The sequence below is a fragment of the Chryseobacterium sp. RU37D genome, assembly GCF_900156075.1.
In the GTDB taxonomy this organism is placed as follows: domain Bacteria; phylum Bacteroidota; class Bacteroidia; order Flavobacteriales; family Weeksellaceae; genus Chryseobacterium.
The window spans coordinates 47,732-67,537 of the sequence record NZ_FTMM01000002.1 but is presented as its reverse complement, the minus strand read 5'-3'; the positions used below and the strand labels follow the sequence as shown (position 1 = coordinate 67,537).

Sequence of the window (19,806 nt, the reverse complement as noted above, 5' to 3'; positions counted from 1 at the left end):
AACATGACATACTTTTCCTTAATTTAAAGCATATTTTGGAATTTCACATTAACGAATTAAAACAAGAGTGACAATTTGTCATTCGATGTACTATGACAGAATTTGAAGACATAAGTTTAGAAGAAATGATAAGTGACGGATTTGATATTGTAGCTGAAGAGATCAATCTGGCGGATCTGGCGGAGACAGAAAAAAATTCTGAACAAAAGATATTCCCTATCCTTCCCGTAAGAAACATGGTAATGTTCCCGAACGTTGTCATTCCTATTACAGCAGGGAGAAAAACATCCATACAACTTCTTGAAGAAGCTCAGATCAATGGTGATTTTATTGGAATCGTAAGCCAGAAGAACTCGGATTTGGAACAGCCTTCCGAAAGTGATCTTTACCAAATCGGCACATTGGCGAAAATCATTAAAATCATAAAGCTACCTGAAGGAAATATTACGGTTATTACAAAAGGCTTTCATAGGTTTAAGATCAAAAAAATCGTTGAAAAAATACCTTATTTTAAAGCAGAAATTTCCAAATTGAAAGATGTAAAGCCCAAGAATAAGGAAGAATATGAAGCTCTATTGGAAAATATTAAGGATCTTGCCTTAAAAATAATCGAGCTGGATCCGAATATTCCGAATGCAGCGAATTTTGCAATAAAAAACATCAATAATAATGATGATTTATTAAATTTCATCTGCACGAATGCTAATTTCCCCTCCACTGAAAAGCAAAAACTGCTTGAAGAGAAAAACTTAATGGAAAGAGCCAATAAATGTTATGAAATGATGCATGAAGATTTCAGAAAATTGGAATTGAGAAACCAGATTCATCAGAAAACATCAAAGGATCTTGACAAGCAGCAGAGAGAATATTTTCTGAATCAACAGATAAGAACCATTCAGGAAGAACTGGGCGGCGGACCGGAAAACGACGTTGAAGATCTAATCCGAAAAGCAAGGAAGAAAAAATGGAGCGCTGAAATAGAAGAACATTTCCAAAAGGAAGTCAGCAGATTACAACGCCAGAACCCCAACTCTCCGGATTATAATGTTCAGAGAAACTATCTGGATTTCTTTACTGATCTTCCTTGGGAAACATACACTAAGGATGTTTTTGACATTACAAGAGCTGAGAAAATATTAGATAAAGCCCATTTCGGATTAGAAGATATCAAAAAAAGAATTTTGGAGCACATGGCGGTTTTAAAATTGAAAAATAACATGAAATCTCCTATTCTTCTTTTGGCAGGACCTCCGGGAGTGGGTAAAACTTCGTTGGGTAAATCCATCGCTGATGCGCTTGGAAGAAAATATGTTAGACTTTCCTTAGGTGGCCTTCATGATGAAAGTGAGATCCGTGGCCACAGAAAAACCTATATTGGAGCAATGGCAGGGAGAATCCTTCAATCGATTAAAAAATCGGGGACTTCCAATCCTGTGATTGTTTTGGATGAAATTGATAAAATCGGACAGGGGTTACACGGTGACCCCGGTTCAGCACTTTTAGAAGTACTTGATCCTGAACAAAATAAATCTTTTTACGACAATTTCCTCGAAATGGGATACGATTTGTCCAAAGTAATGTTTATTGCAACCGCAAACTCGCTTTCAACTATACAGACTCCTTTACTGGACAGAACAGAAATCATCCAGATTGCAGGATACACTATGGAGGAAAAAATTGAGATCGCCAAAAGACATTTAATCAAAAAACAGCAGGAAGAAACCGGTTTAGATTCAAAATCATTCAAACTTGGGAATTCCGAACTGAAACATATTATAGAAGCACACACCTCGGAGAGTGGTGTAAGATCTTTGGAGAAAAGAATTGCTTCGATTGCTCGTTGGGTCGCGTTGCAAACGGCTTTGGCAAAAGAATATGATACAAAAATATCTCTTGAAAAAGTAGATGAAATTCTGGGTGTACCAAGACCTAAAAGCTTATATGAATTAACTGACGTCCCGGGAGTTGTAACGGGGCTTGCCTGGACAAGCGTCGGCGGAGATATTTTGTTTATAGAAAGTATTTTAAGCAATGGTAAAGGAGCTTTATCCATGACGGGTAACTTGGGAACAGTAATGAAGGAATCTGCCACAATCGCGCTAGAATATATCAAAGCAAAATACGATGAACTTGGAGTTTCTCAGGATGACATAGAAAAGAAAAACATCCACGTTCACGTTCCGGAAGGAGCAACCCCGAAAGACGGGCCTTCTGCAGGAATTGCAATGCTCACCTCAATGGTTTCTTCCTATAAAAATAAAAAAGTAAAACCTCATCTCGCCATGACCGGGGAAATTACCCTTAGGGGAAAAGTACTTCCTGTAGGTGGAATTAAGGAAAAATTGCTGGCTGCAACCAGAGCAGGAATTAAAGAGGTGATTCTTTGCGAAGCCAACAGAAAAGACGTTGAAGAAATCAAAAAAGATTATCTGAAAAACCTCAATGTTCACTATGTTAACCGCATGGAAGAAGTAATTGATATTGCTATAGAAAAATAATTCATAGCATATTAATTTTTTCAATATAAATAAAGCCTGTCTAAGAATTTTGAGACGTGTTTTTAATTTTTATATTCATAAAAATAGTTAACTTCCAAAATATCCCCTTTAGTTTGAAGGGTTTTCCTTATTTTTATACAGCAGATTTTTGAAATTATGAATTTTATTCGATTACCTTTTTTGGTCAGACTCACACTTGTTGTCATTTCGGTTATTGGGATCGGTTATCTTCTGGCATTAGGTGAAAGTATTCTGGCTCCTTTTTTCTTGGCATTCCTTATGGCGATGCTTTTTTTGCCGGCGGCTTCTTTTATGGAAAAAAAGTTAAGATTTTCACGGTCTTTGTCTACTATGACTTCTGTTTTGATCATGCTGATGATTTTAACGGGGCTGGTGTATTTTTTCGGATCTCAATTATCTGATTTCAGTAAGGATATTCCGCATCTGAGGGTACAGTTTACAAATGTTTTCAATGATTTTCAGGAATGGGTTTCAAAAACGTTTCATGTAAAAATTGATGAACAATTGGATTACCTGGATAAGGGCTTGAACAAGCTTCTTTCATCATCTGGAGTTATTTTGGGATTCACATTTGGAATTTTTTCAACAGGACTTGGCTTTTTTGTTTTCTTTATTTTGTTTTTCATTTTTATCTTAAATTACAGAAGGATTTTAAATAATTTCATTGTAGAGGTTTTTAATGAAAAGCATAAACTCAGTGTTCAGGAAGTGGTAAATGAGGTGAGAATTATGACCAAAAAATATATTTCCGGGCTGTGTTTGCAAGTGGTTATTGTCTCTATTTTAGCTTCAATTTTATTAACAATTTTAGGCGTAAAGTATGCTATTCTTTTGGGAGTTTTAACAGGTTTATTAAATGTTATTCCATACTTGGGAATCTGTATTGGGCTTTTAATTTCGTGCTTCATTGCGTTTGCAACTACCCCCCCATCCACATGCATTTATGTAATCATCGGCTATATTGGTGTTCATATCGTGGACGGAAATATCGTTTTACCTTTTGTGGTAGGTTCAAAAGTAAAGATCAATGCGCTATTTTCTTTTCTTGGAATTATCATAGGTGAACATCTTTGGGGAATTGCGGGAATGTTTCTTTGTATCCCTGCCATTGCGATTTTAAAAATTATTTTTGAAAGAGTAGAAGGTTTACAGCCTTGGGGAAAACTTTTGGGTGAAGAAGAAAAGCCACACAAAAAGAAAAAGAAATACAAAATTTCGAAAAATATTACACTGGAAGAAATGGATTGATTTATGAACAACAGATAATACGCAATAAGTGACGAATAATTTTCAAATATTCAAAATTTTATTTGATTTTCATTCAACGAATTGTAATTTTATTTAAATTTGATTAAAATCGTCAATCATGAAAATCGTAAAATTTATCCTGTCTTTACTTTTCGGGCTAATGTTTATCAATGCCGGATTAGATAAGTTCTTCCATTACAATCCGATGCCAAAATTAACCGATGACCAAATGAAGGTATATGCTGCATTCGGCGAAATTGGCTGGTTGATGCCATTAGTTGGTGCAGCAGAAATTATTGGCGGGTTGCTGTTTATTTTTCCAAAAACCAGAGCTTTAGGAGCGATTATTATTCTCCCAGTAATGGTGGGAATATTATTACATAACCTTTGCAGAGATCAATCTCAAACTGGAATTATTATTTCAGTTGTTCTTTTCCTAATTAATCTTTGGATGATCATAGATAACAAAGAAAAATACAAAACCTTAGTAAGCTGATAAAAAGCAAATTCACAATTGATCATTGACTTTCAACATCATACAAATGCGCTGAATCCCGTGATCGATCTTCCAACAATCAGTGAATTGATTTCTTTTGTTCCTTCATAAGAATAAATGGCTTCTGCGTCAGCGACAAATCTTGCCACGTCATATTCAAGCAAAATTCCGTTTCCGCCCATCACTTCACGCGCTCTGGAAACGATATCTCTTGTTCTTAATGTACAGAAAACTTTCGCTAAAGAAGCGTGTTCGTCTTTTAAAATACCTTCGTCCTGCATTTCGGAAAGCCTGAAAACCATTGTTTGCATCGCCGTTAAATTCGACAACATTTCCACCAAATGCCCTTGAATCATTTGAAAAGAAGCAATCGGTTTTCCAAACTGTTCTCTTTTTCTGGTATAATCTAATGCACTTTCATAAGCTCCTCGCGCACAACCTGTTGCCATCCAAGCCACTCCGGCTCTGGTCATTCTTAGAACTTTTGCCGTATCTTTAAATGAATTTGCATTTTGTAATCTGTTTTCTTCTGTTACCAAACAGTCTTTTAACGTAATCAAACCGTTTTGAACAATTCTCAACGCCATTTTTCCTTTAATTTTTTCAACAGAATAACCCGGATTATCCTTTTCAACAATAAAACCCTTTACTTCACCATCATCTAAATCTCTAGCCCAAATAATAACTAAATCGGCAAAGGTTGCATTTCCTATCCATTTTTTCTGCCCATTCAAAATCCAGCCTTCCGGCGTTTTTTTGCAGGTCACCGTTAAACCTCCCGCTGCTCCGGAACCCACTTCAGGTTCCGTTAAACCAAAAGCTCCGATTTTTTCAAACTTCTGCATTATAAATCGAACCCATCGACAAACCGGATTGTACTCCAAAAAAAGTTGCAATCGAAGCATCAACTCGAGCCATTTCCATTGCTAAAACTCCTTCCATTAAAAAGGGCATTCCGGGACATCCATAACCTTCATAAGTAACACCGCAAATATCCAGTTTTTGAAATTTTGGAATTAATTCAACAGGAAATTCGTCACGCAACCAATAATGATTCACCAACGGTTTCACCTCTTTTTCCATGAAAGCCCTTACTTTTAATTGAATTTCCCTTTGTTCAGGGCTTAAAGTGTGATAAATATCGTAGAAATCACCGTCAATGGGCGGAAGCTCTTTTTTCTTTTTATTTGGATCGAACATTTTCATTAAACCTCCAAGCTGTTTGTCATCGAGTTTGGAGAAGTTTTGCATCAGTTTTGGAAGGTCAACTTTTTGAGAAATGGCACTCAACTGATCAAAATCTATTGATCTAAATAAATCTATCGCGTTTCTGATTTTGGAAAAAGTATTTGACATAGTAAATGTTGTGTGTTTGATTTGTAAAAGTTAAGCAAAAATTAATCCGAAAACAAACGCCTTTCATTGATTTTATTTTACAAAACATTGATTTTAAAATAATTAAAACAGAATTTCTCTTTACAAAGTTTTTACCTGCGATTTTCAAACTTTACAAATGATTCCGACTGAACTTTGGGATAAGCAAAACATTAAAAATCAATACAATGAAAACTACTTACATCAGGTTATCCATCGCAACGGCACTTTTATTAGGAATTTATTCATGTAAAAAAGGAGAAGTTTCTGCAACAGAACTTGATGCATATGCTACAGCTGATTCTGCAGCAGTTGTAACTTCGGACAGCATTTCTTCTGTTGCAACCATGAAGGTAAAAGACAAGCAGTTCATCAAAACCGCAGATGTAAATATGGAAGTGAAAGACGTTTATGAAGCAACGATTTCCATTGAAAAATCGGTTCAGGAATTGGGAGGATTCGTTACCCAAAGCAATCTGCAAAGTAATATAGTTTCCGAAGATACTTACAACACTTCGAACGAAGACGCTGTTTTAGTGAAAAAATATCAGACCGAAAACAGAATGCAATTGAGAGTTCCGACCGAAAAATTAGGAGAGTTACTTACTTTAATTAATGATAAAAAACTATTCTTAAATTCAAGATCCATCAATGCAGAAGACGTTACAGCCAACATCAAATATTCGGCTTTGGAAGCTCAGAGAAATAAAAAAACGACCGACAATATTGCCCAAATGAAAGTCAATAAAGATAAAGTGGCGATGGGTGATGACAATATGAAAGAAGGAAACAGCCAACAATTCCAAAGCATGAACATGACAGATCAGTTAAAATACAGCACGATTGATATTTTCATTAAAGAACCGAAGCTTCGTACCGCTGAAATCGCCGTCATCAACACAAAAAATATCGATGACAAATATAAATTTGCTTTCGTTTACAGCGCAAAATCCGCTTTTGTGGAAGGATATTATTTAATTCAAAAAATTATTGTGGGATTAATTACTGTTTGGCCATTGATACTAATCGGAACCGTAATCGTCTATTTCTTAAGAAAAAGAAAGCCCTCAAAAAAAGAATCAACAACAGAAATATAAGCAATTCTAACCTTTGGTTATCTATATATTTACATGTCTTTTAATTTAAACATTAAGATTATTTTAGTTGTTAAGATGCATTAAGGAAACATCAAAGATGTTTTGAAGCACAACGCTTATTATTTGGCTTCGCCAAATTCTTAACATCCTTTAAAGCTAAAATTATCTCAATTCCTTAATGTTTAAAACAAAGAAACCTCCAGATTTTTTCCAGAGGTTTTTATGCTTAAAATTTTTGTTTTAAAATTTCAGGCTTTGTTTTGTGAAGATAAAGAATCAGTTCTCCAAAAAGTGTATTTGCCCAAGCAAACCAAGATCTTGTGAAATCTTTTGGATTGTTTACATCAAAAGATTCATGAATAAACCCGGTTCCGGCGTGAGTAGCTTTTAACATTTTTAAGCAGGAAATAATTTCTTCGTCATTATCCGTTGTCAAAGCCTGCATAATTAAGCCAAGAGGCCAGATTTTATGTTCGCCAATGTGAGGCCCGCCGATTCCTTTCGCAAATTTTCCTTCGCTAAACCACGGATTTGCTTTGCTTAAAGAAAATTTCCTTGTATTTTTATAAACTTCATCGTTTTTTGAGGCATATCCCAAATACGGAATTGACAATAAATTCGGAACATTCGCATCATCCATAAACAAAGCATTTCCGAAGCCATCAATTTCCAGAGCATAAATTTTGCCGGCTTCCAGATGATTTAAAATAGCATATTTCTGAATCGCTTCATCCACTTCTTTTGCTAAACTTTTAAATTGATTGGCAGAATTTTCATCCTTTAAAATAGTAGAAAAAATTTCCGCAGTTTCTCTTAAAGAAACAACTGCAAACATATTGGAAGAAATCAAAAATGGGTAAAAAGTCGCGTCATCAGAAGGTCTGAACATGGAATGAATCAATCCTACTTTTTTCGTAGGATTCCCGAAACCTCCTGCAAATTGTGTATCCAAAGGGTTTCCGTTGGCACGCTGGAATCTGTAAGGCCCTTTTGACTCTTTTCTTTGCTGTTCTTTAAAAGTATTTAAAATCAAGAGCATTGCCTTTTTCCAGTCTGCATCAAAAACTGAAGAATCGCCGGTCGTTTTCCAATAATTGTAACACAAACGCATCACGTAGCATAAAGAATCAACTTCCCATTTCCGTTCATGAATACCCGGTTTCATTTGAGTTAAATCATCTTTCCATTCGCTTATTTTACTGGAATCATCAAAGAAAGCATTGGCATATGGATCAAGAAGAACACATTCAACCTGCTTATTGATAACGCCTTTTAAAAGGTTTTTCAACTTTTCATCTTTGTTGGCGAGGCTTAAATAAGGATAAACCTGCGCAGAAGAATCTCTAAGCCACATCGCATCGATATCTCCTGTAATTACATAAGTGTAAGGCTTATTATTTTTCTGATACAATTTTACCGTTGTATCCAAAGTATTGGGAAAACAGTTTTCAAACATCCAGCCCAGCTCAGGGTCAGTAATGTTATTTTTTATTTGCTTAATAGTATTTTCAACAGCTTCAGAAGTGAATTTTCTTTTAGAAATATCTGGCCTTTTAGAAATAAAATCATCCGTATAAAAGATTTTTGCAGATGCAGGCACGGCCAAAAAGCCTAATCCCAGTGACGATTTTTTAATAAAACTTCTTCTATCAAGCATAATTTTCAGAATATATTTTAAAAATAAACATTTAAATCTAATTACATTAAACCTTGATATTGATTTTTAATTCTCAATTAATAGGTTTGAACTAAATTGCGTAAATTTGCAAATCAATAATTTTGCTTAATGATTTAATAAAATAAATTCTAAATCCTGGGCCACAAAACCTTAATTTCTAAAAATATGCTGTCAAAAATAAATCCCACTCAAACCAATAGCTGGAAAGCACTTGACGAACATTTTGCAGACAACGATTTTGATTTAAGAAGCTTTTTTGCTTACAATCCGAACCGTTTCAATGAATTTTCATTAAAAAGAGATAATTTTCTTTTCGATTATTCTAAAAATTTAATTGATTCAAGAACAAAAGAGCTTTTATTAAATCTTGCAGAAGAAACTCAATTGAAAGACGCCATTTCTAAAATGTTTTCGGGAGATAAGATCAATGAAACAGAAGGGAGAGCAGTTCTGCATACCGCTTTGAGAGATTTTTCTGATAAAGAAATTTTGGTAGACGGTGAAAACATCAAACCTCAGATCAGAAGAGTTTTAGATCATATGAAATCTTTCTCAGAAAGCATTATTTCAGGAGATCACAAAGGTTTTACCGGAAAAGAAATTACAGATGTGGTAAATATCGGGATCGGAGGTTCAGATTTGGGACCTGTGATGGTCGTTTCAGCTTTGAAGCATTTTAAAACAAGGTTAAACGTTCATTTTGTTTCCAATGTGGACGGAAATCATATCGCAGAAGTTGTTAAAAATTTAAATCCTGAAACAACTTTGTTCATCATTGCTTCTAAGACTTTTACGACTCAAGAGACAATGACGAATGCAAACTCAGCAAAAGATTGGTTCTTACAGGCTGGGAAACAAAAAGATGTAGCAAAACATTTTGTAGCCTTATCCACTAACATTCAATCCGTTAAAGACTTCGGAATTGCAGAAGAAAACATCTTCGAATTCTGGGATTGGGTTGGCGGAAGATATTCACTTTGGAGCGCAATCGGTTTAAGCATAGTTCTTGCAGTGGGTTATGAAAATTATGAGCAATTATTAAGAGGTGCTTACGATACGGATAGACATTTCCAGACAGCGGAATTTTCTGAAAACATCCCTGTTTTGATGGGCTTGTTAGGAATCTGGTATCGTAATTTTTATGCAGCAACGACTTACGCAATTCTTCCTTATTCACAATATTTAGACAGATTTCCGGCATATTTCCAACAGGGAGATATGGAAAGTAACGGAAAATGTGTTGACAGAAACGGCGAATTTGTAGAATATGAAACAGGACCGATCATTTGGGGAGAACCCGGAACAAACGGGCAACATGCTTTCTATCAGCTGATTCACCAGGGAACAGAATTAATTCCTGCGGATTTTATCGCGTATGCAAAAAGTCCGAATAAAGTTTCTGATCATCAGGATAAATTACTGGCTAACTTTTTTGCTCAGACTGAGGCACTTGCATTTGGAAAGACGGAAGAAGAAGTTGAAGCAGAATTGAAAGCTGCAGGAAAGTCTGATGAAGAGATTGAATTCCTATTAAATTACAAAGTCTTCCACGGAAATACACCAACTAACTCAATATTATTCAACGAATTAACTCCTTTTTCATTAGGACAGTTAATTGCTTTGTATGAGCATAAAATTTTCGTTCAAGGTGTGATCTGGAACATTTTCAGCTTCGATCAGTTTGGAGTGGAATTAGGAAAAGTTTTAGCCAATAAAATCCTTCCGGAACTTGAAAATAATGAAGCCGTTAGCTCTCATGATTCTTCGACGAATGGGTTAATTAATTATTATAAAAATTATAAAAAGAATGCTTAATACAATAAACAAATTAAAAAGGAAAATTAAATTTTTTCAATTATCTTTAAGCTCAACAACAAAACATCTTAAAAAGGATATCACTATTCCTAAAAGATGGTTGGGAAATGATTATGGCGGATTTTATGTTGCAACAGAATTTTTAGATAAAAACTCTATTGTTTATTCTTTCGGTATCGGGGAAGACATTTCTTTTGATGAAGAGATCATTAAAGATAATAATTGTCTAGTTTTTGGCTTTGATCCTACTCCCAAATCAATTAATTGGATAAAATCCAGGCAGGTACATGAAAATTTTAGATTTTACAGTTCCGGAATTGGAAATAAAACTGCAATAGACTATTTTTATCTTCCTAAAAATCCAAATTATGTCTCAGGAAGTCTTGTTCAGCAAAATAATGTTGATTCGGACATAAAGATTGAAGTCCAGCTGCAATCACTTCAAGATATTGCGCATATGCTGAAACATAAAAAAATTGATGTTTTAAAGATGGATATTGAAGGTTTTGAATATAATGTTATTGAAAGTATATTAAATTCAGATGTCGAAATTGGGCAGATTCTCGTAGAAGTACACGAACGTTTTTTTGAAAATGGACAACAGAGAACAATCGATATGCTGGAAAAATTAAGAAAACATGATTTTCTGATTTTTGGTATTTCTGAGACATTTGAAGAAATATCTTTAATTAATAAAAATCTAATAAATAATAAAAAGTAAGATGGCAGAAATTCTTGACGGATTAAAAGTATCCAAAGAAATAAAACAGGAAATTAAGGCCGAAGTTGAAAAAATCATTGCTTCAAAAAGAAGAGCCCCTCATTTAGTCGCTATTCTTGTTGGTAACAACGGAGCAAGCAAGGCTTATGTAAATGCTAAAGTAAAAGATTGTGAAGAAGTTGGTTTCCAGTCGAGCTTAGCGAAATTTCCAAGCACGGTTTCTGAATCTGAATTATTGGAAAAAATTGAAGAGCTTAATAAAGATAAATCAGTAGATGGTTTTATCGTTCAGTTGCCTTTGCCGGATCAGATCGATCAGGAAAAGATCATCAACGCAATCGATCCAAGAAAAGATGTTGACGGTTTCCATCCGGAAAACTTCGGTAAAATGGCATTAGAGATGGATACATTTTTACCTGCAACTCCGTTCGGAATTTTAACATTATTGGAAAGATATAATATTGAAACAAAAGGTAAAGACTGTGTGATCATCGGAAGAAGTAAAATCGTAGGAAGACCAATGAGCATCCTGATGGGGAGAAAAGATTTCCCAGGAAACTCAACGGTTACGTTGACACACTCTTACACAAAAGACATCGAAGAGTATACTAAAAAAGCAGACATCGTAATTACGGCTTTAGGTGATCCTCATTTCCTGAAAGGAGACATGATCAAAGAAGGTGCAGTGATTGTAGACGTAGGTATTACTAGAGTAGACAATGATTCTCCGAAAGGTTATTATTTGGCAGGGGACGTAGATTTTGATAGCTGTGCTGCAAAAGCAAGCTGGATCACGCCTGTTCCGGGAGGAGTCGGGCCTATGACAAGAGCAATGCTGATGAAAAACACCATCATCGCTTATAAAACTTCGGTCTATAACGACTAATTTTAAAATGAAAATAGAAGAAGATATTTTATTAAAAGAAGGTAAAATGCTCCCTGTGATGGAGCATTTTTACACTCTTCAGGGAGAAGGAGCACACACGGGAAAAGCAGCCTATTTCATTAGATTGGGTGGTTGCGATGTCGGGTGTCACTGGTGTGATGTAAAGGAAAGCTGGGACCCGAATTTACATCCGCTTATGAATGCAGAAGAAATTGCAGAAACTGCGGCAAAACATTGTAAAACCATTGTTTTAACAGGCGGTGAACCTCTAATGTGGAATCTTGATATTTTAACATCCAAGTTAAAAGAATTGGGATGCAACATTCATATTGAAACTTCAGGAGCATATCCTATGAGTGGACATATCGACTGGATCACTCTCTCACCAAAGAAAACAGGACTTCCAAAAGACGAAATTTATGCTAAGGCTCATGAGCTTAAAGTCATTGTTTTCAATAACAACGATTTTAAATTTGCTCAGGAACAGGCAGCTAAAGTTTCGGAAAACTGCAAGTTATATCTTCAGAGTGAATGGAGCAAAAGAGATGAAATGTACCTTAAAATTACAGACTTCATTTTGGAAAATCCGGAATGGAGAGCATCAGTTCAAACCCACAAATATCTGAATATCCCGTAAAAAAATATCTTAGCATTTTTATCCGTAATTGCCCATAGATGCAGAAAATTCGATACTCTAGATACCTGAAATCAATCATTATTTTGCTTGACCTTTTGGTTATTGCATCTATTTTCATATTCTTTTTCTTAAGCAGAAATCAGGACTTAAAATACAATCAGGAAACATGGTATCAGAATATTTTCTCTTTGGTGTTATTGTTTTTGTTCTGGATGCTTCTCAGTGGCAGGACAAGGATCTATAATATACCGAGAAACCTCACCTATACAATATTTTTGGAACGTCTTCTCCTTCATTTTTTGCTGTTTATTCTCGGAGTGTTATTAATTGGGAAGGTCAGTTATAATGTATTTTTCAATTCGGATATTTATTGGCTTTCATTTTATTTGTTTTTCCTTATTTTCCTTGCTAAATCATTGATTTATTTTGGTATTAAATATTTCCGGAGCTTAGGGATCAACAATAGAAATATTATGTTCCTTAATGAAAATAGTTCTACGGAAGTTTTAAAGAATATTTTAACAGACAGAAAAGATTACGGATATAAAATTTTTGAATATAAAAATCTGAAAATAAATTCACAAGAGTTAATTGAATTTTGGAAAACCAACGGGATCCATACCTTGTTTATTCCTATAGAAAACTCTTATAGCGAAGACACGGAAAAAGAGATTTTCAGGCTCGCCGAAGCCAACAAGGTTCATATCTCACTGATTCCCAGCATCACACAAAGTGATTTTTTTCTTTATGACATGGGATACATTCAGACACAGCCCGTTCTCAATCAGGCAAGATATCCCTTGGATTATTATTCAAACTTTTTATTGAAAAGAATATTTGATATCACTTTTTCAGCCTTTGTACTAGTTGGAATTTGTTCGTGGCTATTTCCGATTATTGCAATTTTAATAAAATGTACATCAAAAGGGCCTGTTTTTTTCATACAGAAAAGATATGGTTTTCATGAAAAGGTTTTTCATTGCATAAAATTCAGGACGATGATAGTAAATGACGAATCTTCTACCAAAACAACTTCAGAAAATGATACAAGAATTACCAAAATAGGAAAATTTTTAAGAAAAACCAGTCTGGATGAAATGCCACAGTTTTGGAATGTAATAAAAGGTGAAATGTCAATTGTAGGTCCCAGACCACATATGCTGGCAGTAGACAATTATTATAAACCAAAAATCGGACGGTACAGTTTAAGAAGTATGGTAACCCCTGGAATTACGGGCCTTGCACAGGTAAATGGTCTCCGTGGCGATGCAGGTGATGTAGAAGTAGAGATGAACAAACGAGTTTTGGCTGATGCTTTCTATGTAAGAAACTGGAGTTTTGTATTGGATTCGGTTATTATTTTAAAAACCATTTTCCTGGTTATTGGTGGTGATAAAAATGCAAAATAAGGACAAAACTATGGCTTAGATCAAAAACAAATTTGCTATAAAAATTAAAATTTTAATATTTATCCATACATCGTCTGAGCCTTAGTCTTAACCTAATTAAATAAAAAAGTCTAATTTAGCAGAATGTTAAAAAAGTTTTTTACAGCAGTCGGAGAATACATCATCCTTCTAGGTAAATCTATTCAGAAACCTCAGAAAATGAAAGTGTTCTGGAAACTGTTCATGAGAGAAATTAATGATTTGGGAGTCAACTCATTTGGGTTGGTTATCTTCACTTCTATATTTGTAGGAGCAGTTGTTGCCATCCAGATGTTCAATAACTTCGATGCTTCTGACTTCCCGATTCCGCCTTCGTTTGTAGGATATGCTACAAAAGCGGTATTGGTTCTGGAATTTTCACCCACTATTATTAGTTTAATTCTAGCAGGAAAAGTAGGGTCTTATATTGCCTCAAGTATTGGAACAATGAGAGTATCTGAGCAAATTGATGCATTGGATATTATGGGAGTAAATTCGCCTAACTTTCTTATTTTACCTAAAATAATCGCCTGTGTAATTTTCAATCCTCTATTAATTGCCATTAGTATTGTATTTGGTATTGGGGGAGGTTATGTTGCAGGAGTTTTAACTGGCAACTGGACAACGAACGACTATATCACTGGTATTCAAATGTATATGCCAAATCTTTTCATCTATTATGCATTTACGAAAACGATTGTTTTTGCTTTTATTATTGCAACAGTACCATCATATTTCGGTTACAATGTAAAAGGGGGTTCACTTGAAGTAGGTAGAGCAAGTACTCAGGCTGTGGTTTGGACGATGGTATTCATTATCCTTTCCGAATTGCTATTAACCCAATTAATATTAAGCTAATGATTGAGGTAAAAAATTTAAAGAAAAGTTTTGACGAAGTTGAAGTACTTAAAGGCATTTCAACCACTTTCGATAAAGGAAAAGTAAATTTGATCATTGGGCAGAGCGGCTCTGGAAAAACGGTTTTCCTTAAAAGCTTACTAAATGTTTATCAGCCCACTTCAGGAGAAATCCTTTTTGACGGAAGAGATATCAATGTAATGACACGTGAAGAAAAGCAGCATCTTCGCTCGGAAATTGGAACTGTTTTCCAAGGGAGTGCTCTATTTGACTCATTAACCGTGGAAGAAAATATAATGTTTCCCCTGGATATGTTTACAAACCTTACATACAGAGAAAAGAAAAAACGTGTTTTTGATGTTATCGGCAGGGTCCATCTGGATAAAGCCAACAAAAAGTTTCCTTCCGAAATTTCCGGGGGAATGCAGAAGCGTGTAGCCATTGCAAGAGCTATTGTAAACAATCCTAAATATCTTTTCTGTGACGAGCCCAACTCCGGACTAGACCCATATACATCCAACGTTATTGATGACCTTCTACTGGAAATCACAAAAGAATATAATACTACTACAATCATCAATACGCATGATATGAATTCCGTAATGACGATTGGCGAGAAAATTGTTTACTTAAGATTAGGAATTAAAGAATGGGAAGGTAATAAAGACATTCTGATTACGGCAGGCAATAAAAATTTAATTGATTTCGTTTATTCATCAGAACTATTCAAAGAACTAAGAGAATATTTGCTTGAAAATAATAAGACTATTGATAATACAATTACAAAAATAGACGATAATGAAAAAGATTCTTAGTATAGCGTTAATAGGTTTTTCCCTATTTGCTTCAGCTCAGATTTCACTGGCAGGTAAAGCCAATTTAATTTTCCCGACGGGCTCACCCTCTTGGAAAAACTTCAAGGGAACAGTAAACCAGGCAATTGAAGGAAAAGGAAAAAATAATGTCGGCTTCAATATAGGGCTTTCATTAAAGGCAAATCTTCCTGCAGCATTTTTTATAATGCCGGAATTATATTACACAAATTTTAAAAATGAATTCACGGCAGAAAATACTACTTTCGATATTAAAAGCAGCCGTATTGATTTGCCGATTCTTGTAGGACACAAGGTTTTAGGAGATATGCTTGGCGTTTTTTTAGGACCGGTGGCCAGTTATAATCTGAGTAAAAAAGATACTTTCAACGATTTTCAGGAAAACGCAAGAGACAACTTTATGGTGGGTTATCAGCTCGGGGCGCAGCTGGAAATCAAAAAATTTCTAGTGAATGCAAGGTATGAAGGTGCATTCAGTAAAGATTCAAGAAATTTTATCAACAAAGTTTCAGGAGAAGAAATCAGATACGACAACAGGCCGAATCTGTTTATGGTAGGTGTCGGATACAAGTTCTAACTTTAATGAAAAACTAACGTTATATAAAAATCCTCAGATCATTAGATTTGAGGATTTTGATTTTGTTGAGATTGAATCTCGGCTTTACGTCTTGCTATCTCTGCAGCCTGCTTTTCAAGCTCTTCTTTATCTTTCTGCAATTGCTTGAATTCTTTTCTTTTCTGCTCAGCCTTTATTGCACTTCCTTTACTTAGATAGCCTACCATTCCACCAATAATTAAACCAATTCCGATACCTCCCATTATTCCCATAATATGTGGCATTCTGATCTGCTCAACGGTAAAATCCGTCGTCAAATAAAAAAGTAAAGCGGAAACAGCCAAAAGTATAAGCCCTGTAAGTGATAAACTTTTCATAATATTGTGTTTAAATGGTTAAAATTAAAAAGCCTTACCAAATTAGCGAAAATTCAATAAGGCTCTACTCAAGATTAAAAATTCATTATTAATTATATTTTTCCTCCTGCTGCCTTGTAGTATTCAAGGGCTTTAGGGAGATTTTTATTAATGTCTGATATTCTGGTTTCAGGATTCGGGTGGGTTGATAAAAACTCCGGTTGTCTTTCTCCATTAGATGCAGCTTCCATTCTATTCCAGAAAGGAATTGCTTCCCTTGGGTCATATCCTGCCATTCCCATTAAATATAATCCCATCTCATCCGCCTCAGATTCTTGATTTCTGCCATATTTTAGCAAAGCAACCTGTGAACCGATGGGATAAACCTTTTGGAAAATACCTGCCCATTGGGCATTGGAAATTGTCCCTCCCAAAATCTGCCCTCCGTATTGAGCGATCATTGCCTGGGAAATTCTTTCATTTCCATGTCCAGCCAATGCGTGAGAAACCTCGTGTCCCATAACTACAGCTAGCCCATTATCATTTTTTGTAATCGGTAAAATCCCTGTATAAACAGCTACTTTTCCTCCAGGCATACACCACGCGTTCAGTTCATTGCTTTGTAAAAGGTGAAATTCCCAATTATAATTTGCAAGATCTCCAGCACGACCTATCTGCTGGTAATATCTTTCAGCCGCAGACTCTATCCTCGATCCTACACTCATCACCCTTTTTGCATCTGCTGTTCCTGTGATTACTTTAGATTTTGTCAATGTCGTTTTATATTCCTGTGCAGACATTGTCATGATTTCCGAATTGTTTGCAAGCTGCAGAGAAGACCTACCTGTGATAGGGTTTGTCGTACAAGCAGCGACTAATAGGGCAACCGCTCCTATTCCTAAAAAGTGTTTTATTTTCATAGTTCGAGTGTATAAGTTCAACCTTAACAATTTTTGTTCCAAAATCTTTATAGAAGGAAATATATTTGCATATAATTTGCTATTAAATTTAATAATAATTTTTAGTATCATGAAAAAGTATATTTCAATTATATTCCTTATTGGATTTTTATTTCTTTTCCAAAACTATACTGCCCAGAATATAGATTCCCAAACGGTAACCAACCTTGTGAACTCTCAGGATTTCTCATTTCATGCACAAAGAGCAACTCCTACAAATTATGATGTCATCAATGTGATGAATTCATTGCCGAATTCTACCTCTACAAGGATTCTGGACCTTTCGGGAAGCAATTATTCTATTGATATAAGAAAAGATAAATTGGAAGTTACTTTGCCATATTTTGGAAGAGTTTTTAACCCTACGTATGGAAATACTGCCCAGAACAGTTACAGATTTACGTCAAAAGATTTTACAGTAAATACAACTCAGGGTAAAAAAGGAAAATCTATTGTAAAGATTAAAGTAAACGACCAGAGCACAGTGGATGAAATTATCATTGAAATATTCAAAAATGGAAAAGCATTTACGTCCATTAGAAGTAATGACAGACAGCCAATTTCTTATGACGGATATATTTCTAAAAATGAAGAACAAAAAGAAAAGCCTTAATCTTTAGTAAGAAGTTTCTCTACAAATAATTTTGCTTCGGTACTGGGATTGGAAATCATTGCCGAAGCGTTTTTTTTGTGCTGAATATAAGCTTCTTCCAAAGAATTACTTTTCTTCATCATTGATAAAATATATTCCTGAACCCAGTATTCAAAACGTTTTTCTGCCTGATAGGTTCTTATTTCCTGAAATCTGCCGATTTTCTTTTTAAGATGGATAAAATCATTAATTTTCTCAAAAACTTCGTTCAAACCTTCATTATTTAAAGCGGAGCCCAGTAAAACAGGAACTTTCCAGTTTTTTTCTTTGGGAGGGATAAAATCTAAGGCTCTTTTTAATTCTAATTTGGTGTTTTTTGCTTTTTGTAGGTTGTCTTTATCTACCTTATTAATGAAAATCACGTCCACCATTTCCATGATTCCGCGCTTGATGCCCTGGAGCTCATCGCCACCGCCAATTATTTTTAAAAATAAAAAGACATCAGTAATATCCGCCACCAAAACTTCGGATTGTCCTACTCCAACGGTTTCAATGAGAATATAATCGTAACCTGCTGCTTCACAGATCATCATTGTTTCGAAAGTGGTATTGGCAACGCCTCCCAAAAACCCGGAGCTTGGGGAAGGCCGGATAAAAGCATTTTTTTCTTTGGCAAGCTCTTCCATTCTGGTTTTATCACCCAAAATACTACCTTTATTGATTGCCGAACTGGGATCGATCGCTAAAACAGCGACTTTTTTGCCATTCGCAATGGCCAATCTTCCGAAATTTTCTATAAAAGTTGATTTTCCCGCACCCGGAACTCCCGTTACGCCCACTCGGATTGAATTTCCTGTAAAAGGCATGATTTGTTTTAATAATTCCTCGGCTTGAAGTCTGTGTTCGGATTTTTTACTTTCGACTAATGTAATAGCTTTTGCGATCAGGCGTTTGTTTCCTGATCTTATTCCTTCTATTAGCTCTTCTGTAGAAAATTTCATTGATTCAAAAATAGACATTTAAAAGTCAATGGTCAAGAGGGAATGCGTTTCATTTGTCAATTTTTTTTGATGAAAATACATTTATTTCCTCAAAATTTGTCATTCTGAAAGAATCTAGGCTTAGTATTGGAAAAAAATGGAAAGATTCAAGTTTAGATCCTTTCAGGATGACAAACTTTATGACTACTTCGGAATTTTTAATGAAAGACTGTCACCCTAGCCCCGATTGCCGCGGCATCCTTTTTGGGTAAGGGAAAAGCAATGGAAAAAAAGATATAGCAGAAAGCGGGATTAAGCTCCTAAAAAATAATAAAATCCAGAATTGAGAATTCACCATTAACTTTAATTCATCCTTCTAATTTGTATTTCTTCTAAATTAAGCTCTATTTCAGCAATGGAAAAGGGAATTTCCTACATTTGTTTGAATCAAATAGTTTAAAACATGAAAAAAATAATCGCTGTAGTATCATTTACTGCCGTTTTGCTAGCATCTTGTACTCCGAAAGCAACAACAGCAGCAACACCAACCGTTTCTAAATCTACAGCAGAGCAGATCACACAAGGAAAAACAATCTTCGAAAATTCATGCGGAAGATGTCACAAATTACCGGATCCGACGTCTCACAATTCGGTTCAGTGGGTAGGAATCATGAATTCGATGGCTCCAAAAGCGAAACTTACGGATGAGCAGCATCAGTGGGTGTACGATTATATCGTGTCTGTGAAGAAATAATTCACTTCAAACAAGATATT

18 protein-coding genes and 1 pseudogene are annotated in these 19,806 nt (G+C 35.1%); 14 read left to right on the top strand and 5 right to left on the bottom strand.

Features of this window, described 5'->3' with window-relative positions:
* Positions 1 to 92: 92 nt before the first annotated feature.
* The 3 genes from lon (at position 93) to BW926_RS01220 (ending at position 4,263) form a co-directional block, all read left to right on the top strand.
* Positions 93 to 2,498 carry an endopeptidase La gene (gene lon, locus BW926_RS01230; RefSeq protein WP_076443579.1) on the top strand — a complete coding sequence of 802 codons (2,406 nt, stop codon included), beginning with the start codon at positions 93 to 95 and terminating at the stop codon, positions 2,496 to 2,498.
* Positions 2,499 to 2,654: 156 nt separating this feature from the next.
* Positions 2,655 to 3,767, top strand: a complete 1,113-nt coding sequence (locus BW926_RS01225; RefSeq protein ID WP_076443578.1) for an AI-2E family transporter — start codon at positions 2,655 to 2,657, stop codon at positions 3,765 to 3,767.
* 118 nt (positions 3,768 to 3,885) lie between these two features.
* Positions 3,886 to 4,263 carry a DoxX family protein gene (locus BW926_RS01220; RefSeq protein WP_076443577.1) on the top strand — a complete coding sequence of 126 codons (378 nt, stop codon included), beginning with the start codon at positions 3,886 to 3,888 and terminating at the stop codon, positions 4,261 to 4,263.
* 38 nt (positions 4,264 to 4,301) lie between these two features.
* Here BW926_RS01220 and BW926_RS01215 read toward each other — a convergent pair.
* Positions 4,302 to 5,619 (bottom strand): annotated as a pseudogene (locus BW926_RS01215) (acyl-CoA dehydrogenase family protein).
* A gap of 206 nt (positions 5,620 to 5,825) precedes the next feature.
* Between BW926_RS01215 and BW926_RS01210 the strand changes: the two are divergent.
* Positions 5,826 to 6,734, top strand: coding sequence for a DUF4349 domain-containing protein (locus BW926_RS01210; RefSeq protein ID WP_076443576.1), 909 nt, complete (start codon positions 5,826 to 5,828; stop codon positions 6,732 to 6,734).
* A gap of 226 nt (positions 6,735 to 6,960) precedes the next feature.
* On the opposite strand, the gene BW926_RS01205 is transcribed toward BW926_RS01210, so the two are convergent.
* Positions 6,961 to 8,391, bottom strand: coding sequence for a glycoside hydrolase family 125 protein (locus BW926_RS01205; protein WP_076443575.1), 1,431 nt, complete (start codon positions 8,389 to 8,391; stop codon positions 6,961 to 6,963).
* A 186-nt stretch (positions 8,392 to 8,577) separates the two neighbouring features.
* Between BW926_RS01205 and pgi the strand changes: the two genes are divergently transcribed.
* The 8 genes from pgi to BW926_RS01165 all read left to right on the top strand — a co-directional run bounded on the left by pgi (position 8,578) and on the right by BW926_RS01165 (position 16,166).
* Positions 8,578 to 10,227 (top strand): glucose-6-phosphate isomerase, encoded by a 1,650-nt coding sequence (gene pgi / locus BW926_RS01200; RefSeq protein WP_076443574.1) that lies wholly within the window; start codon positions 8,578 to 8,580, stop codon positions 10,225 to 10,227.
* Complete coding sequence (locus tag BW926_RS01195; RefSeq protein ID WP_076443573.1) at positions 10,220 to 10,948, top strand: FkbM family methyltransferase; 729 nt, start codon at positions 10,220 to 10,222, stop codon at positions 10,946 to 10,948. Before pgi ends, BW926_RS01195 begins: the two co-directional genes overlap by 8 nt.
* A gap of 1 nt (position 10,949) precedes the next feature.
* On the top strand, positions 10,950 to 11,834 hold the full coding sequence (locus BW926_RS01190) for a bifunctional 5,10-methylenetetrahydrofolate dehydrogenase/5,10-methenyltetrahydrofolate cyclohydrolase (RefSeq protein WP_076443572.1): 885 nt from the start codon (positions 10,950 to 10,952) through the stop codon (positions 11,832 to 11,834).
* Between the two features lie 7 nt (positions 11,835 to 11,841).
* Positions 11,842 to 12,471, top strand: a complete 630-nt coding sequence (locus tag BW926_RS01185; protein ID WP_076443571.1) for a 7-carboxy-7-deazaguanine synthase QueE — start codon at positions 11,842 to 11,844, stop codon at positions 12,469 to 12,471.
* A 38-nt stretch (positions 12,472 to 12,509) separates the two neighbouring features.
* On the top strand, positions 12,510 to 13,880 hold the full coding sequence (locus BW926_RS01180) for an exopolysaccharide biosynthesis polyprenyl glycosylphosphotransferase (RefSeq protein ID WP_076443570.1): 1,371 nt from the start codon (positions 12,510 to 12,512) through the stop codon (positions 13,878 to 13,880).
* Between the two features lie 123 nt (positions 13,881 to 14,003).
* Positions 14,004 to 14,756: an MlaE family ABC transporter permease gene (locus BW926_RS01175; protein WP_076443569.1), complete on the top strand. Its 753-nt coding sequence runs from the start codon at positions 14,004 to 14,006 to the stop codon at positions 14,754 to 14,756.
* Positions 14,756 to 15,571 carry an ABC transporter ATP-binding protein gene (locus BW926_RS01170; protein WP_076443568.1) on the top strand — a complete coding sequence of 272 codons (816 nt, stop codon included), beginning with the start codon at positions 14,756 to 14,758 and terminating at the stop codon, positions 15,569 to 15,571. The genes BW926_RS01175 and BW926_RS01170 overlap by 1 nt, the downstream gene beginning before the upstream one ends.
* Positions 15,555 to 16,166, top strand: coding sequence for an outer membrane beta-barrel protein (locus BW926_RS01165; RefSeq protein WP_076443567.1), 612 nt, complete (start codon positions 15,555 to 15,557; stop codon positions 16,164 to 16,166). The genes BW926_RS01170 and BW926_RS01165 overlap by 17 nt, the downstream gene beginning before the upstream one ends.
* A gap of 41 nt (positions 16,167 to 16,207) precedes the next feature.
* Here BW926_RS01165 and BW926_RS01160 read toward each other — a convergent pair whose 3' ends face one another.
* Complete coding sequence (locus BW926_RS01160; RefSeq protein WP_076443566.1) at positions 16,208 to 16,522, bottom strand: hypothetical protein; 315 nt, start codon at positions 16,520 to 16,522, stop codon at positions 16,208 to 16,210.
* A 92-nt stretch (positions 16,523 to 16,614) separates the two neighbouring features.
* The gene (locus BW926_RS01155; protein ID WP_076443565.1) at positions 16,615 to 17,421 is read right to left on the bottom strand and encodes a M48 family metallopeptidase; all 807 of its coding nucleotides are present in this window, start codon (positions 17,419 to 17,421) and stop codon (positions 16,615 to 16,617) included.
* 109 nt (positions 17,422 to 17,530) lie between these two features.
* Here BW926_RS01155 and BW926_RS01150 point away from each other — a divergent pair, with 109 nt between their 5' ends.
* On the top strand, positions 17,531 to 18,073 hold the full coding sequence (locus tag BW926_RS01150; RefSeq protein WP_076443564.1) for a DUF4251 domain-containing protein: 543 nt from the start codon (positions 17,531 to 17,533) through the stop codon (positions 18,071 to 18,073).
* On the opposite strand, the gene meaB is transcribed toward BW926_RS01150, so the two are convergent.
* Positions 18,070 to 19,053, bottom strand: a complete 984-nt coding sequence (meaB, locus tag BW926_RS01145) for a methylmalonyl Co-A mutase-associated GTPase MeaB (protein WP_076443563.1) — start codon at positions 19,051 to 19,053, stop codon at positions 18,070 to 18,072. The two genes, BW926_RS01150 and meaB, sit on opposite strands and share 4 nt — an antisense overlap.
* A 442-nt stretch (positions 19,054 to 19,495) precedes the next feature.
* Here meaB and BW926_RS01140 point away from each other — a divergent pair, with 442 nt between their 5' ends.
* Positions 19,496 to 19,786: a c-type cytochrome gene (locus BW926_RS01140; RefSeq protein WP_076443562.1), complete on the top strand. Its 291-nt coding sequence runs from the start codon at positions 19,496 to 19,498 to the stop codon at positions 19,784 to 19,786.
* Positions 19,787 to 19,806 lie beyond the last annotated feature (20 nt).

Coding starts and splice junctions, on each gene's coding strand:
- BW926_RS01220 (WP_076443577.1), top strand. CDS start 3,886: ATGAAAATCGTAAAATTTATCCTGTCTTTACTTTTCGGGCTAATGTTT.
- lon (WP_076443579.1), top strand. CDS start 93: ATGACAGAATTTGAAGACATAAGTTTAGAAGAAATGATAAGTGACGGA.
- BW926_RS01180 (WP_076443570.1), top strand. CDS start 12,510: ATGCAGAAAATTCGATACTCTAGATACCTGAAATCAATCATTATTTTG.
- BW926_RS01205 (WP_076443575.1), bottom strand. CDS start 8,391: ATGCTTGATAGAAGAAGTTTTATTAAAAAATCGTCACTGGGATTAGGC.
- meaB (WP_076443563.1), bottom strand. CDS start 19,053: ATGAAATTTTCTACAGAAGAGCTAATAGAAGGAATAAGATCAGGAAAC.
- BW926_RS01160 (WP_076443566.1), bottom strand. CDS start 16,522: ATGAAAAGTTTATCACTTACAGGGCTTATACTTTTGGCTGTTTCCGCT.
- BW926_RS01195 (WP_076443573.1), top strand. CDS start 10,220: ATGCTTAATACAATAAACAAATTAAAAAGGAAAATTAAATTTTTTCAA.
- BW926_RS01190 (WP_076443572.1), top strand. CDS start 10,950: ATGGCAGAAATTCTTGACGGATTAAAAGTATCCAAAGAAATAAAACAG.
- BW926_RS01140 (WP_076443562.1), top strand. CDS start 19,496: ATGAAAAAAATAATCGCTGTAGTATCATTTACTGCCGTTTTGCTAGCA.
- BW926_RS01165 (WP_076443567.1), top strand. CDS start 15,555: ATGAAAAAGATTCTTAGTATAGCGTTAATAGGTTTTTCCCTATTTGCT.
- BW926_RS01170 (WP_076443568.1), top strand. CDS start 14,756: ATGATTGAGGTAAAAAATTTAAAGAAAAGTTTTGACGAAGTTGAAGTA.
- BW926_RS01150 (WP_076443564.1), top strand. CDS start 17,531: ATGAAAAAGTATATTTCAATTATATTCCTTATTGGATTTTTATTTCTT.
- BW926_RS01225 (WP_076443578.1), top strand. CDS start 2,655: ATGAATTTTATTCGATTACCTTTTTTGGTCAGACTCACACTTGTTGTC.
- BW926_RS01175 (WP_076443569.1), top strand. CDS start 14,004: ATGTTAAAAAAGTTTTTTACAGCAGTCGGAGAATACATCATCCTTCTA.
- pgi (WP_076443574.1), top strand. CDS start 8,578: ATGCTGTCAAAAATAAATCCCACTCAAACCAATAGCTGGAAAGCACTT.
- BW926_RS01155 (WP_076443565.1), bottom strand. CDS start 17,421: ATGAAAATAAAACACTTTTTAGGAATAGGAGCGGTTGCCCTATTAGTC.
- BW926_RS01210 (WP_076443576.1), top strand. CDS start 5,826: ATGAAAACTACTTACATCAGGTTATCCATCGCAACGGCACTTTTATTA.
- BW926_RS01185 (WP_076443571.1), top strand. CDS start 11,842: ATGAAAATAGAAGAAGATATTTTATTAAAAGAAGGTAAAATGCTCCCT.